10 protein-coding genes are annotated in these 14,056 nt (G+C 73.3%); 3 read left to right on the top strand and 7 right to left on the bottom strand.

Annotated elements, in window-relative coordinates; translation table 11 throughout:
* Window positions 1-260 precede the first annotated feature (260 nt).
* The 4 genes from ACFYE1_RS08985 to ACFYE1_RS08970 all read right to left on the bottom strand — a co-directional run bounded on the left by ACFYE1_RS08985 (window position 261) and on the right by ACFYE1_RS08970 (window position 7,255).
* Window positions 261-1,817, bottom strand: coding sequence for a sulfatase-like hydrolase/transferase (locus ACFYE1_RS08985; protein WP_387741976.1), 1,557 nt, complete (start codon window positions 1,815-1,817; stop codon window positions 261-263).
* A 429-nt stretch (window positions 1,818-2,246) separates the two neighbouring features.
* Complete coding sequence (htpX, locus tag ACFYE1_RS08980; RefSeq protein ID WP_387741975.1) at window positions 2,247-3,128, bottom strand: zinc metalloprotease HtpX; 882 nt, start codon at window positions 3,126-3,128, stop codon at window positions 2,247-2,249.
* 150 nt (window positions 3,129-3,278) lie between these two features.
* Complete coding sequence (locus ACFYE1_RS08975) at window positions 3,279-4,985, bottom strand: zf-HC2 domain-containing protein (RefSeq protein WP_387741973.1); 1,707 nt, start codon at window positions 4,983-4,985, stop codon at window positions 3,279-3,281.
* Window positions 4,986-5,242: 257 nt separating this feature from the next.
* Complete coding sequence (locus ACFYE1_RS08970) at window positions 5,243-7,255, bottom strand: hypothetical protein (protein ID WP_387741972.1); 2,013 nt, start codon at window positions 7,253-7,255, stop codon at window positions 5,243-5,245.
* Between the two features lie 260 nt (window positions 7,256-7,515).
* Between ACFYE1_RS08970 and ACFYE1_RS08965 the strand changes: the two genes are divergently transcribed.
* The gene (locus ACFYE1_RS08965; RefSeq protein ID WP_387741970.1) at window positions 7,516-8,004 is read left to right on the top strand and encodes a Fur family transcriptional regulator; all 489 of its coding nucleotides are present in this window, start codon (window positions 7,516-7,518) and stop codon (window positions 8,002-8,004) included.
* 15 nt (window positions 8,005-8,019) lie between these two features.
* On the opposite strand, the gene ACFYE1_RS08960 is transcribed toward ACFYE1_RS08965, so the two are convergent.
* The gene (locus tag ACFYE1_RS08960) at window positions 8,020-9,402 is read right to left on the bottom strand and encodes an SseB family protein (protein WP_387741968.1); all 1,383 of its coding nucleotides are present in this window, start codon (window positions 9,400-9,402) and stop codon (window positions 8,020-8,022) included.
* A 223-nt stretch (window positions 9,403-9,625) separates the two neighbouring features.
* Between ACFYE1_RS08960 and ACFYE1_RS08955 the strand changes: the two genes are divergently transcribed.
* Together ACFYE1_RS08955 and rarD are read left to right on the top strand one after the other, a co-directional pair.
* Window positions 9,626-10,894, top strand: coding sequence for a DUF6882 domain-containing protein (locus tag ACFYE1_RS08955; RefSeq protein ID WP_387741966.1), 1,269 nt, complete (start codon window positions 9,626-9,628; stop codon window positions 10,892-10,894).
* A 21-nt stretch (window positions 10,895-10,915) separates the two neighbouring features.
* Entirely contained in the window at window positions 10,916-11,848 is a 933-nt protein-coding gene (rarD, locus tag ACFYE1_RS08950; RefSeq protein WP_387741965.1) for an EamA family transporter RarD, read from the top strand.
* Window positions 11,849-12,038: 190 nt separating this feature from the next.
* On the opposite strand, the gene ACFYE1_RS08945 is transcribed toward rarD, so the two are convergent.
* Both ACFYE1_RS08945 and ACFYE1_RS08940 read right to left on the bottom strand, forming a co-directional pair.
* A complete protein-coding gene (locus tag ACFYE1_RS08945) occupies window positions 12,039-12,188 on the bottom strand; it encodes a methionine/alanine import family NSS transporter small subunit (RefSeq protein ID WP_387741963.1) in 150 nt (49 codons plus the stop codon).
* Window positions 12,185-13,960 carry a sodium-dependent transporter gene (locus ACFYE1_RS08940; RefSeq protein WP_387741962.1) on the bottom strand — a complete coding sequence of 592 codons (1,776 nt, stop codon included), beginning with the start codon at window positions 13,958-13,960 and terminating at the stop codon, window positions 12,185-12,187. Before ACFYE1_RS08940 ends, ACFYE1_RS08945 begins: the two co-directional genes overlap by 4 nt.
* Window positions 13,961-14,056: the final 96 nt, after the last annotated feature.

Genomic DNA, 14,056 nt, shown 5'->3' with positions numbered 1-14,056 from the left:
CTGGCCCTCAGCGCCTGACCACCCCAAGAATCACGCGGGGACTGCGTTACACCACGCAAATGGACTTGACCGCGCTGACCTCACGCTGAGTCCGCAACGAGTCCGCGAAAAGTCCGCAGGACGCCTACCACAGGAAACGGTGGACGTACCAGAATCCGCGGAAACAAGCGGGACTTGGCGCCCCACTGCCACCGGCTATTACCCCGTCCCAGTTCATGAACTACCGCTGAGCTGCGTCGTCGGGCAGGCGACGGACAGCGCTACTGGGGGGCGTCCTCGCCGGCCCAGGCCTCCGCGTAGAACTGCGGGGAATGCGCGTCCAGCAACTCGGTGTAGGAATCCGGCTCCAGGGCCTGCGCTGAACCAGCCGGGACCTTCGAGGCGAAGGCGGACACGCCCAGCCCGGCCTCTCGATCCTTCAGGGTCAGGCCGGCTGCCTCCAGGATCGTGGCGTACATGTTCAGCTGGTCCACGCGGGGGCGCAGCCTGCTGTTCTTGTCCTCTCCCGGAACCCAGATCCGGTTGAAGATCGTGCGGTTGTCGTTGTCGTCCAGCTGCTCATGGAAAGCGTCGCCGGCGCTCATGTGCTTGAGGTGGTCGCCCATGATCACCACGGCAGTGTCGTCGAGGTAGCCCCTCTCCTGCATGTGGTCCACGAATCCTGCCACCTGGGTCATGGAGCAGGAAAACACGGAGGTGACCTCGTTCTGCGTGTCCACGTTGCAGTAGTCGAAGATGTGCACCGGTTCGTGCGTGTCCAGCGTCAGCAGGGAGAGGTTGAACGGCTGACCGGTCCTCTCCGCCTCGGCGTGCAGCTCGTCGATCTCGTCCTTGGCGTGGGCCATGAGTCGTCCGTCGCTCAGGCCCCAGTCGCTGCGGAAGTTCTTCTCCGGTTCGCCGGCCGCGCGCCAGTCGGAGAGGTCCTTCACCTCGGAGTAGCCGTGGCTGCTCAGGAAGGTGTCCTTCGCGGCGAAGGAGGCGTTGGCACCGCCCAGGAAGACGTTGTCGTAGCCGTGCTCGTCGAGGACATCGCCCAGGCAGGTGGCCCCTCCCAGGTAGGTCTCGACGTCACCGCCGAGCCCGTTCAGGGCGCCGCTGCCCGCGGCGGAGCCGATGCCCTTCAGCGGGACGCCGCACTGTGTCGAGGTGAGACCGGCCATGGTCCAGCCTCCACCCTTGTACTGCTCGAGATCGTCCACGCTCTGCCAGCCGTCCGAGGCCCTGGTGACCGCTGTCAGAGGAGCGAACGCGTCCTTCTCGAAGAGCTGGTCGTCCGCGAGGGTGGCCTCGCCGGACTCGAGGTAGATCAGCACGAGATTGCGCTTGTGCTCGTCGCTGGTGACGGTCGGCTCCATGTAGTAGTCGCCGAGGTCGTACGTGTACTTCGCCGCCCTGAGGTAGTCCCCCATGCCCACCGTGGTGGCGAAGGCCGTGGTGCCGCCGACGACCACGGCGGCCACCAGAACGGTGGAAACGGTGCGCAGCATCCACTGCGAGCGAGCAGGATGCATGTCGTCGCCGTTGCGGCGGCGCCGGCGGCGCCGGAACTCCTGCCACAGGGCGATCCCGACGGTGATGAGCAGGGGGACCACGCCGATCCCCAGGATGCCGATCCAGACGATGGCTCCGCCCCCGCCGTCCGTTTCCACGGAGACGATGTTCAGGAGCATCTGGCCCACCGAGATCTTGCCCCAGAAGGCGCGGATACCGGCGGCGGCGATGAGCAGCGCGAGCCCCGCCCAGATCAGGACGTAGACCGAGACGCGTCCCACGACGACGCCGGCCCCTCGGATCACGTGGAGAATCCGGCCAGACATGGCAATACCTCGCGTTCCAGACGCCCGGGCGTTCGCCGAACACCCTTGACATCCAACCCGTTCGCGGGCCCGTAGAGCCCAGTACCGTTACGCTACCCGTTCAACAGTAGTTCACCCGATAGTAACGAAGTGTTCGCCCGGCCTGGACGCCGCCGAGTCCGAGGCCGATCTTGCACGACGGGCATGCTTGCTGTAGAGGGCATCGGAGTCCGCAGAACACACGGAGGGATCGAAATCCGGCTCAGCACGGCCGGCGCCGGACATCCCGGACGCACCGGGGAGCCGGCGCTCTGCATCCCTCTGCCACCACCTGGACGCAGTGCATCGACCACCGCTGAGGTCCTCCCGCAGTGACGCCCGCACGAGTCCTCCCGGTGGACGACGGAGCCGCCCACCTCGCGAGGTGGGCGGCTCCGTCGTCGGGCCGGCTCAGTGGCGGCCGATGCCCGCCATGCCCTCGAGCCGGGCCACGCGGTCCGCGGTCGGCGGATGGGTGCGGAACAGGCTCGCCGCGCCGCCGCCCCGGAACGGGCTGGCGATCATCAGGTGCGAGGTGTTGACGAGCTTCTGGTCGGCGGGGTTCAGCGGGCGGGCGTTCGTGCCCCTCTCGATCTTGCGCAGGGCCGAGGCCAGCGCCAGCGGGTCCCCGGTGAGCTGCGCACCGTCCTCGTCCGCGTCGTACTCGCGCGTGCGGGAGACCGCGAGCTGGATGACGGTCGCGGCGAGCGGGGCCAGGAAGGCCAGGAGCAGCGCCACCAGTGGATTGCCGCGGTCGCCGCCCCGCCCGCCGAAGATGGCCGTGAACTGGAGGAACTGTGCGGCCGAGGTGATGATGCCGGCGACGGCCGCGGCGATGGAGGACGTGAGGATGTCCCGGTTGTAGACGTGCATCAGCTCGTGGCCGAGCACGCCCCGCAACTCGCGCTCGTCGAGCATCTGGAGGATGCCCTCGGTCACGCAGACCGCCGAGTTCTCCGGGTTGCGCCCGGTGGCGAAGGCGTTGGGGCTCATCGTCGGCGCGATGAACAGGCGGGGCATCGGCTGGCTCGCCCGCCGCGACAGCTCCCGCACGATCCGGTAGTACCCCGGTGCCTGCTGCTCCGTGACCGGGATGGCGCGCATGGAGCGCAGCGCGAGCTTGTCACTGTTCCAGTAGCTGTACGCCGTGGACGCCAGGCCGATCAGGGCGAAGACCCAGATGAAGACGCTGCTCCCCGTCCCGCTCGCCACGACCCACCCGATGGCCAGCAGCACGGCCCACAAGCCGCCGAGCAGCAGGACGGTCTTGAGCCCGTTGTTGTGCTTGTGCATCGCCGGTGTGGCTCCTTCATCGGGGAGGTGGGTCTTCCGCTGAGCACAACTCCGGAGGCGGCGCCGGTCTTCCCGGGGCGGGTGACGTCCAGGGACCTCCCAGCAGGCTCCGGGTGTCCTGTGGTCCGTCCCCGGGTGGACGGTCCGTGGTCACCCGCCGGGCGTCGGCCCGGTGGGATCGGACGGGCCGGCGGCACCGGCCTCACCGGGCGCCACGGGAGGGAGCTCGGACGCCGGTGTGGCCGTCGCCGGGACGTCTCCTGCCGGGCCGCTGGGAGCAGAGGGACCGGATACCGGTGGCTCCTCCACGGGAGCGGGAGCCTCGCCGGCCGGAGTGCCGTCGACGGGGGTCACGTCGGCCGGGACCTCGGGCGCAGGCGTCTCGGCAGCCGGAGGCTGCTCGACGGGGGTGTCCCCGGCCGAGGTGCCCTCGTCGCCCGCCGGCGGTGACGCCGGAGTGCTGCCCCCGCCACCGGTTGCCGGCTCGCCGCCGGTGGTGCCGCTGCCCGAGGACTGTGCACCCGAGGACTGTGCACCCGGCGACTCAGTGCGCGACGCCGCCGGCCGAGACGCACGTGCGTCGTCCTGGGAGCTCCCCGGCGTGCGGGGTTCCGTCTCGGTGCGACGGCCGGTCGCGGCGCCGGCGTCGGCGCCGGCCGCCCGTGAGCCGGCGGACGTCCCGTCCGCCGTGGCGGCGGTGATCACCCCACCGCTCGCGTCCGCGGTCCGAGCCTCGGCCGCGGCTTCGGTCAGGGGACCGGGGGACGGTTCGGAGGTCGGCAGGGACAGCACCGCACCCACAGCACCGGGCACCGTGGCGCCGGGTCCGGTGCCACGGACCGTCGTTGCCGTTTCGTCGTCGCCCCCGGACGAGGCGGACGGCGCCGTCGCACCGGAGCCGCCGATGCGTTCCGCGGCCTGTGTCGTCCGGTCGCCGAGTCCGCCGGAGCCCGTCACGGCGACCCCGGCCAGCGCCGCGGCGGCCGCCAGGGCGCCGGCGCCGAGCAGCACCTTCCGGCCCCGACGGGAGACGTGGACGGCGGCGAGTGCCCCGCCGGCCACGTCGGTGCCCGGAGCCGCGCCGAGCCGCCCGGCGCTCATCCGTCCTGCGGTCCGGACCAGCTCCACGAGCTCGTCGGTCCGGGCGTCCCACAGCGGCACGCCGGCGAGCACGGGCAGCAGCCAGCCGCGCAGTCCTGCTTCGGTGTCCTGGAGATACAGGTGGTCGGCGGTGCAGCGAGGGCATTCGTCGAGGTGGGACTGCACGGTCTGCGTCCGCTCGGCGGACAGGCCGCCGTCGGCGAAGGCGCCGAGGTCGGCCGCGCAGTCCGCGCACCTGGGAAGGGTCGGAAGATCCTGCCTGGCCTGGCGGTAGGCGGCCCGGAGCCGCGCGCGCGCCTCGAGGTGCAGCGCGGTGGTGGCGGCCGGGCTCAGCCCGAGCACCGCGGCGGTGCGCTCGACCCCGAGGGCTTCGATCTCGAAGTACCACAGCACGGCCTGCCAGGCCGCGGGGAGGCCGAGATAGATGCCGGTGACCGTGTCGGCCGCGACGTCCCGTTCCACGCCGGCCCGGCCGACGACGGCGACCAGGCGTGCCCGAAGGAAGACCCCCGGACCGCTCGCGTCCCCGCCCTCGTCGCCGGTCTCCGCGAGGACCTGGTCGAAGGCCGTGCCCGCCAGCTGCTCGGCGTCCTGGCGGCTCGGCGTGTGGAGCCGGGCCACGACCACGGCGGTGTGCCAGTGCCGGTCCCGCAGGTCCGTGAAGGCGTCGGGGCGCTGCGCCCGCACCGCCGCGAGCAGCTCCTCGTCGGTGCGCGGTGTGCGCCCCTGGGCGAGCGCCTCGGTCGTGCGCGTCATGGAATCTCCGTCGGTCTCGGGAACACTCGGCCACCTTGCGGTGCGGATGACCCGGGAGCGGTGCCGCGGGCCGGCTGACCCCTGCGACGACGATGACGGCGCGCGCGCCGACGGCGTGCGGCTTCTCGGACTGTGGACCCCCCGGTCCCCCGACCCCATGGTAGAGGGCCCCGGCGGAGGCCGGCACGCCCCCCGCGTCACCAGCCGTTCCCGTTCGTAACACAGTGCTGCCGTGAGGCGCCGGCGGAGACCTGCGCTCAGCGGTGGTGCCGGTCCTCTCGCGAGTGGTCGCTGCCGCCGGAGCGACCGGGCGCGCCGTCCCGCCCCTTCTGGCGATCGGGTTCCGATCGATTGGTGTCCTTCCAGGACCTGGACTGGTCGCTGCCCCGGTCCCCCCTGCTGGATCGCTGCGCGGACTCGGTGTGCCCCGCACCGGAGGCGGTGTCCTTCCAGGACTCGGAATGGTGCCTGCCCCGGCCCTCCTTGCGGTCCCGCTGCGCGGTCTCGGTGCGCCCCGCACGAGGGGCTCCGGCCCCCTGGTGCGCGTGCTGGTGTCCGGCGCCGTGCCCGGTGCCGGTGCTCGCGGGGTCGCTCGTCCGCGCCGGGGGCACCGGCGCCTTGAGCGGCGCGGGGGTGGCCTCCGTGCTCGGCAGAGAACCCCCCACCGACGAGATGGGCGGCGGTGTGGGCGCCGCCTGCGCCGGCGAGGGAGCGCTCGGGGAAGCGTCCGCCTGCCGCGCCGGGGACGGGCTCGTCGACGAGCCCCCGGACGACGTGTCCCGCGCAGCTCCACCCGTCGACGCGGCGCCGGGCGTGCCCGGCTCCGCGGCCCGGGCCCCGCCCGGCACGGACGTCGGCCGCTCCGCGCCCGCGTCCGGCCGGGTGACCCCGTCGCCCCCGGACGGATCCGATGCGCCCGCGGAGGCGCCGCCTGCATCGGCCGCCGCAGCACCCGCGTCGTCGCCGTCGCGGTCGGCGTCGGCCACGAGCGCCGCGGTCTCCGGCGCCGCACCGCCCTGGGGGGCTCCGGCCGGGGCGTCGGCCGGGTCCAGCCCGGCAGCGACCTCGTCCGACCGGGACGAGCTCCGGTCGCGCCCGGACGCGGAGGCCCCGGCACCGGACGCGCCGCCGTCCTCCTGCTCCGCTCCGGCCGCCGGATCGTCCGCGCGCGGGGCCTCCAGGTCCTCGGCGGTGCGCGGCGCCTGCTCGGCGGCGAGGCTGTCGGCGGCCGGGATCGGGTCGTCCCCGCCGGACACGCCCACCGCGGCCACCGCCACGGCAGTGGCCAGGGCACCGGCACCCAGGAGGACCTTCGCCCTGCGGCCCGACCACGGGGAGGTTCCTGCGGCACCGTCCGGACGGGCACCGGAGGCACCCGCTCCGGCACCGACCGCGGAGGCACCAGCTCCGGCACCGACCGCGGCGGCCCCGGCAGCGGCGCCCGCACCGGCCGCGGCGGTGCGGGTGCCGGCAGCTGCTCCAGCGGGCGCGCCGGCAGCGGCGATGAGATTGGTCAGCTCGAGGGACTCGGTGCCCCACAGCGGCAGGCCGGCCAGCACGGGGAGAGTCCAGGTGCGCAGGCCCGTCCCGATGTCCTGGCGGCTCAGGTACTCGGCGGTGCAGCGTGCGCACCCGTCCAGGTGCGTCTTGACGTCCCGCCGGCTCCGCTGCCCGCGGGTGCCGCGGACGAAGTGGGGCAGCTCGCCGGAGAACTCCGCGCAGTCCGGTCCCCCCGCCCGGTCCCCCGCCGCTTGGCCGTAGAGCCCCCGGAGCCCCCGGACCATGTCGCGGTGCAGACCGGCGGCCGCGACCGCGCCGAGCCCCAGCGCCGCCGCGACCCGGCGGGCGCTGTGACCCAGCACCTCGGTGCGCCACAGGAAGGCCTGCCACTCGGCGGGAAGGCCGCTGAAGACGCGGACGAGGGACGTGGGATCCGCGGGATCGTCCGGCAGCGCGACCGGCCGCGTGCCGCCGTCGGCCTCCCGCCCGACCATCCACACGACGAAGGCGCCGAGGAAGGCACGCGGCCCACCGCCCTCGCCGACGATCTGCTCGATCCGCCCGAGAGCCGCGGCGGCGATACGCTCCGCCTCCTCCGCGCTGCCGGTCCGCGACCGCGCCACGGCGAGGGCCGTGCCGTGGTACCGCTCCCGCAGCACCCCGAAGGCGTCGGCGTCCCCGGCGTGGGCGGCGTCGAGGAGGACATCGTCGCGGAGGGCCTCCGACTCGCCGGCGGGGCCGTTCGGGCGGGCGTGGGCAGGACGCGTCATGTCTGTCTCCGTGGTGGTCGCGGTCGTTCGGGAAGGAAGTGCTTCGGGAACGTCCCGTCCGCACCGCGGGCGCGCACGCCACGACGACGGTGCCGGACCCCCATCCCCCGCGCACATCGTAAGCGCAGGTCAGAGGCGGGTGAAAGCCGGTGACCGCCGGTGCGACCAGAACGGTCACGAGGCGGTGACCATGGCAAACGCAGCGAGGGCGGAACTGCCCCGCTATTGTGAGTTCATCGTGATAACGCTACGGTGGAGGGATGCAGACAACGGAACGCCCCGCACCGGACACCGCCCGGGCCGCCGCGTGGTCGGACCTGCTGCGCTCCCACGGCCGCCGCGTCACCAAGCAGCGGCTGGCCGTCCTCGACACGGTGGACCGCCGCCCGCACTCCACCGCCGACGAGGTCCTCGCGGACGTCCGCACGGTGCTGCCGGCGATCACGCTCCAGTCCGTCTACGTCGTCCTCTCCGACCTCACGGCCGTCGGCATGCTCCGCAAGTTCGAGCCGCCCGCGTCGCCGGCCCTGTACGAGACCCGCACGGGGGACAACCACCACCACGCGTACTGCGTGCGCTGCGGTACGGTCGCCGACGTCGACTGCGCCGTCGGACACACCCCGTGCCTCACGCCCTCCGAGCACCACGGCATGCAGCTGCTCACGGCCGACGTCGTCTACCAGGGGATCTGCGCCGACTGCCTCGCGGCCGGACCGGTTGCCGAGCAGGCCTCTTCCCCCGCGGACTGACCGGCCCGCCCGGTCTCAGCTTCCGGCCGGACCCTGTCCTGACTCCCCCTCCGAGGACGCCGCCTGTCCCGGTTCCTTCTCCACGAGGGCCAGGAGGTCCCGGAGCTGGTCGGCGGTCAGCGTGGCCACCGGAGGGTGCGCGTTGATGCTGACCTTCTGCGCGCCGGCGTCGAGGGCGAAGCGCAGCGCCTGGCGAGCCGGTGCGGAGCGGACCTCCAGGGTGGTGTCCAGCACGGCGATCTCGGGCGCGGACGTGAACAGCATGAGAGTGTCCGGCACGGTGCCCTCCTCCCGCGGCTTCGCGTAGACGGGCACGGCCTGCCCGTCCTGCACGCGCGCGCCGAGCAGCAGCACCGCGTCCGGAGCCAGGAGCCCGGCGAGCAGCTGCGACATGTTGTTCTCGAGCATCGCCGTCTTCACGGCGTCGTTGTGCGGCGCCCGCATCGCCCACTCGACCTGGGGCCGGCTGATCCGGCAGCCCCGGCGTGCCGGGTCGATGACCAGGTGGTCGTGCTGCGGGTCGTCCGCGAGCATCCTCAGGACCTTCACGGTGGACTCGCGCAGCAGCACGGGCCTGCCGCCGTCCGGGTGGTGGCGGTCGAACATGGCCTGGGCCTCCGCCGCCGAGGTGTACGCGGCGAGCGACCGCGTGCCGTCGGGCTCCCCCAGGGTCTGCACGCGCAGGGTGGACTCCGGCCCCACGGCCTCCCCGCTCGGACCCTCCACGAGGTCGCTCGCCGTGACGTCCAGCAGCAGGGAGCCGGCCATGCACTGGCGGACGACCTCGATCATCGCCTGGTTGTCCGGGGCGCTCACGAACCGGTCGACGGCCGCCCGCACCAGGGGGTGGACGACCCCTTCGGGGTCGTCCTGCTGCTCGGCGCCCGGGTCGAGGACGGGCAGCTCGAGGCCGTCCCGCTGGGCGAGCTCGGCGGCCCAGGCGGGGATCCGGGCGCGGGTGCGGGGGAAGCGCTCGAGGTGCACCAGGACGTCCTGGGCCGTGAACGGCCCCTCGGTCCCCCACGGGCGCGGTTCGCCGTCGAGGTCGTACGTCCCGCCGATCCGGTGGGTCGGCTCGGGCCAGCCCTCGGCGAGGATCACGACCGTGGCGGTGAACCACGTCCCGCGCCCCGGGACGTGGACGTTCTCCCGCAGCTGCTCGACGGCGGGGATGACGGCGCTGTCCTCCTTGATGGGCCCCGCGGTGCCGGGCACCACCTCCTGGCCCCGCTGCTCGCGCACGCGCAGGTGCACGCGCCCGCCCTGAACCTTGAGGTCCACGACCATCCGGTCCCACCCCCGCTCCGTGCGCAGCACGGAGAGCACCCACGAGCCAATCGTGTTCAGCAGCTCCTGCCGGGCCGGTCCGGGGGTCGGGGTGACGGGGGTCTCGCTCATGCGGTGGCTCGTTCCCGGCCCGCGAGGGGCCTGCTCGGATGGTGGTGGTCACGGGACGGGCGCGGGGCCGGACGCGGCGTCTCCGGTCCCCGGAGGTCTCGTCCCCACCCTACCCATGCGGTCCCCGGACACGGCGGGGAGCGGCCGCCCCGCTCCCCGCCGGCGCCCAGGCCGACGCCCGCCGTGACGCTCCCGCACCCGCGAGGGTTGCTAGCCTGGACGCATGACGAAAACGCTGCAGGACCTGATCGACGAGTCGATCTTCATCTCCACCGAGTACCAGGCCAGGCTGGCCGAGCTGACCCAGGGCGCCGGGTGGGACGTCGACTTCTCCGCGCCGGCGTTCACCCTGCAGACCGAGCCCCCCGTGACCCTCACCCCTTACCTGCTGGGCACCGAGTCCACCTCCCGCGGGTCCTGGATCTGGTCCTGGCAGGAGCTGGGCCACTTCCCGGCCGAGGTGGTCTCCGCCGCGGTCCAGGCTCGCGGGGCCGGGGAGCGGCTGGGCGTGGAGGAGCTGTCCACCGACGAGCTGCCCGTGGCGGAGGGCCTGGCCCGCCGGCTGACCCTGGCGGCCAAGGCGGTGACGGGCGTGTACGCGCACTACCCCGCGGGAGCGGGCGGCGGCGTCACCGCGTGGCTGCTGCTGGACGGGCCCGAGTTCGAGCTGCCCGAGCTCACCGTGGAGCGGATGATGCGGGTCATCGCCGAAGCGCTGACCACGGACACGGCGGTGGACCACAACCTCGCCGTGGACTCCTACGCCAAGCTGCGCGGCGCCCACATCGAGTGGGACACCGAGGCCACGTGCGTGGTAACCGTGCGGGACGGCGCGCAGCGCTTCTGGTTCGACGACCACCAGATCTCCGGCGTCGAGCCCGCCGAGCCGGCCGTGGGTCCCGAGATCCTGGAGGACCTGGTGGCCGACGCCCGGGACCGCGCCGCCACCCTGCGCGCGGACCGCGCCGCCGCCGAGGCCACGGCCGCCCGGCAGGAGGCCGAGCCGCGGCGCGCCGCGGCTCCCGCTGAGACCCCGGTGCCCGAGGAGGCCCCGCAGGAGCAGCCCGAGCCGATCGAGGTGCCCGACTTCGTCGAGACGGAGCACGCGCGGACGCAGCCGGAGCCGGTCGAGGAGCCCCGTCAGGCCGAGGAGCCGGCCGCCGCGCACGCCGGCGCCTCCGAGGCCGACCTCCCGTTCGACCAGGAGCCCTCGGACCGGGACGTGCGTCCGGGCCGCGTGAGCACCACGGTGGTGCCCGGCCCCGAGCCCGTCCGGCCGGCCCCCGAGGAGGCGCCCGAGCCCGCCGCCGCGCAGTACCGGGAGCCCGTCGCGGCGCCGGAGACCGATCGCGAGGTCGAGCACGAGGTCGTGGCGGGCCCCGGTGTCCCGGGCGGCGCCGGGACGGAGCCCGTGGTGGAGGGCGAGGAGACCGCCGAGGAGGAGCAGGGCGAGCGGAAGAAGGGCTTCTTCAGCCGATTCTTCGGCCTCTGATCCCCGGCGGTACTCTCGAGCGTGACCGCATACAACACCGCACCCGGCCCGGATCCCGACGAGCAGTCGAGGACCCGGGCCGGTCTGCTGGCCGGCTTCGGGGCCTACGGCATCTGGGGCCTGCTGCCCCTCTACTTCGTCGTCCTGGACCCGGCCGGCCCCCTGGAGATCGTGGCGCTGCGCGTGCTCTTCTCCTTGGTGTTCTGCCTGGCGCTGCTGGCCCTCACACGGCAGCTGGGCGCGCTGGGCCGGGTGCTGCACTCCCCCCGCACCCTCGCGGCGCTCGCTCTCGCGGGCCTGCTCATCGCGATCAACTGGTTCCTCTACGTGCTCGCGACGACCACGGGGCACACCATCGAGGCCTCCCTGGGGTACTTCATCAACCCCATCGTGGCCATCCTGCTCGGCGTGGTCGTGCTGCGGGAGCGGATGCGCCGGCTGCAGTGGGCGGCCGTCGGGGTGGGGTTCGTCGCCGTCGTGGTGATGGCCGTCTTCTACGGCAGCGTGCCCTGGCTCTCCCTCGGCCTCGCCTTCTCCTTCGGCCTCTACGGGCTGGTCAAGAACCGGGTGGGCAGCTCCTTTCCCGCCATCGTGACCCTGACCGTGGAGACGATGGCACTGACGCCCGTGGCCGCGGTGGTCGTGGCGGTGCTGTCCGCGGACGGTGCGCTGACCATCGGCACGGAGGGCACGGGCCACACCGTGCTGCTGCTGGCCGCCGGGGTGATCACGGCCGTGCCGCTGATCCTCTTCGGCGCCGCGGCCAGCCGGCTGCCGCTGAGCACCGTGGGGATGATCCAGTACCTGACGCCCATCATGCAGTTCCTGCTGGCCGTGCTCGTGCTCGGCGAGCAGATGCCGGTGGTGCGCTGGGTGAGCTTCGGCTTCGTGTGGCTGGCGGTGCTGATGCTCGTGCTGGACGCGCTGCGCGCCCCGAGGGTCCGCCGCGCCTGAGCCCCGTGCACCTGTCCGGGGCCGGGGTCCGGTCCGGGGCCGGGGTCCGGTACCCAGTGGTCCGGCGACCGGCCCCGGCCGCCGGACCACTGGGGCATCCCCGCCGGGGACCCGGCCGAGGCGCAGGAGGCCCCCGGCGCCGTGCGGCGCCGGGGGCCTCCTGCTGTCCCGGGGCGGGACGCGGCCCGGCTCAGGTGGTGCGGGCGTAGTCGTCGCTGCCGAAGCCCTGGTCGTTCTCCTCCACCTCCGGCGTGCGCCGGAGGTGGAGGACGGCGGCGATGAAGCCGCCCCACACCGTGCACACGGCGACGATGAGCATGATGATGGCGGAAGTGGTCATCGGGGGTCCTCCTGGGATCCGGTGGTGCTGGACGTGGCGCCGGAGCTCCAGGGCGCCCGGCCGGTCTCCTCGACGGGGACCTCCGCGTGCCGGCCCGCGGAACCGGCCGTGCCCTCGGCGAGGGAGCGGTAGGAGAAGTCCTGGTCGAGGGCCGGGGTGCGCAGGGCGGTGTCCGACCAGCGCGAGAGCGGCTGGCCGCCCTGCAGCCGGCGCCGGTCCACGGAGGCGTCGACGATGGCCGGTGACGGGCTGAGGTCCGAGGCCGCCGACCCCGCCGGCCACGGCAGCCGGGAGAGCAGCAGCGCGACGACGACGAGCGCGAGGGCCGTGCCCCAGCCGAACGTGTTGACGTACCACGCGGGCATCTCGCCGTAGCCGTCCGCCATGGTGGTGGTGAGCGTGTTGATGAGGATGTAGCCGAGCATGATCGGGGTGATCCCGCCGACCACGACCATCCAGGTGCGGCCCAGCTTGACGGAGGACACCGAGTTCAGGTGGTCCCGCAGGGTGGGCAGCGCGGAGAAGCCGGCCGTGAGCAGCATGATGGACACCAGCGCCGCGGCGACGATGCCGAACTGGTTGACGAAGTTGTCCGTGACGTCCAGCAGGTTCAGCCCCGTGGTGGTGGTGAACAGGGCCAGGGAGATCAGCGCCATGGGCACCACGACGGCCACCACGGCGGTGCGCCGGCGCAGCCCGAGCTTGTCCTGGGCGGCCGCCACGACGACCTCGACGATCGACACGAGCGACGTGAAGCCCGCAAAGGTGAGGGTCGCGAAGAAGAGCACGCCGATGAGCGTGCCGAGCGGCGCCTGGGAGATGATCGTCGGGAACGCGATGAACGCCAGGCCGATGCCCGAGGTGGCGACCTCGTCCACGCCCACCCCGGAGACCCCGGCCATGAAGCCCAGCGCCGCGAAGACGCCGATGCCGGCGAGGATCTCGAAGCTGGAGTTGCCGAAGCCGACCACGAGCCCCGAGCCGGTGAGGTCGGTCTTGGGCTTGAGGTAGGACGAGTAGGTGATCATGATGCCGAAGCCGACCGAGAGCGAGAAGAAGATCTGGCCGTAGGCGGCGACCCAGACGGCGCTGTCCGTGAGCGCCGCCCAGTCGGGCGTGAAGAAGGCGTTGAGACCGTCGGTCGCGCCCGGCAGCGTCAGGGCGATGACCACGATGGTGACGAACATCAGCACCAGCAGCGGGATCAGCACGAGGTTCACCCGGCCGATGCCCTTCTGCACGCCCAGCAGCAGCACCACGAGCAGCGCGATCCAGGCGAACGCCGTGACGGCCAGCACGTTGGGGACGAAGTCGAGGCCCACGCCCACCTCCTCGGAGGTCTGCGCGACGTCCGAGAGGAAGAACGTGCCGGGGTCGTCCCCCCAGGCCTTGCCGAACGAGAAGTAGGTGTACAGCATCGCCCAGCCGAGGATGACGGCGTAGTAGACGGCGATCACGAAGCTGATGCCCATCTGCCACCAGCCGATCCACTCCGTCTTGGGGTGCAGGCGGCGGTAGGCCAGCGGCGCCGAGGCGCGGAAGCGGTGGCCGATGCCGTACTCGAGCAGCAGCAGCGGCAGACCGGCCGTGAGCAGCGCGACGAGGTACGGGATCAGGAACGCCCCGCCCCCGTTCTCGTAGGCGATGTAGGGGAAGCGCCAGATGTTGCCGAGGCCGACGGCGGAGCCGATCGCGGCCAGGATGAAGACGGTGCGGCTGGAGAACGCCTCGCGGGGCGCGGCGGCACGGCCGGGTGGGGACTGTGGGGTCATGGTCGTCCTCGGGTGCGGGAAGTGGTCTGGGGACGGCTTCAGGCTAGCCCGTGGGACCGCCGGGACCACACCGGGCGTCGACGGCCCGGGACCACG

Origin of the sequence: Kocuria nitroreducens, from assembly GCF_042879195.1 — a bacterium.
Lineage (GTDB): Bacteria > Actinomycetota > Actinomycetes > Actinomycetales > Micrococcaceae > Kocuria > Kocuria nitroreducens.
The sequence above is the reverse complement of the archived record's forward strand: the minus strand, read 5'-3'. Positions and strand labels throughout refer to the sequence as shown.

Bases quoted from the DNA above. Each gene is read 5' to 3' on its own strand.
- ACFYE1_RS08970 (WP_387741972.1), bottom strand. From the start codon at position 7,255: ATGACGCGTCCTGCCCACGCCCGCCCGAACGGCCCCGCCGGCGAGTCG.
- ACFYE1_RS08940 (WP_387741962.1), bottom strand. From the start codon at position 13,960: ATGACCCCACAGTCCCCACCCGGCCGTGCCGCCGCGCCCCGCGAGGCG.
- ACFYE1_RS08985 (WP_387741976.1), bottom strand. From the start codon at position 1,817: ATGTCTGGCCGGATTCTCCACGTGATCCGAGGGGCCGGCGTCGTCGTG.
- ACFYE1_RS08960 (WP_387741968.1), bottom strand. From the start codon at position 9,402: ATGAGCGAGACCCCCGTCACCCCGACCCCCGGACCGGCCCGGCAGGAG.
- ACFYE1_RS08945 (WP_387741963.1), bottom strand. From the start codon at position 12,188: ATGACCACTTCCGCCATCATCATGCTCATCGTCGCCGTGTGCACGGTG.
- htpX (WP_387741975.1), bottom strand. From the start codon at position 3,128: ATGCACAAGCACAACAACGGGCTCAAGACCGTCCTGCTGCTCGGCGGC.
- ACFYE1_RS08965 (WP_387741970.1), top strand. From the start codon at position 7,516: ATGCAGACAACGGAACGCCCCGCACCGGACACCGCCCGGGCCGCCGCG.
- ACFYE1_RS08955 (WP_387741966.1), top strand. From the start codon at position 9,626: ATGACGAAAACGCTGCAGGACCTGATCGACGAGTCGATCTTCATCTCC.
- ACFYE1_RS08975 (WP_387741973.1), bottom strand. From the start codon at position 4,985: ATGACGCGCACGACCGAGGCGCTCGCCCAGGGGCGCACACCGCGCACC.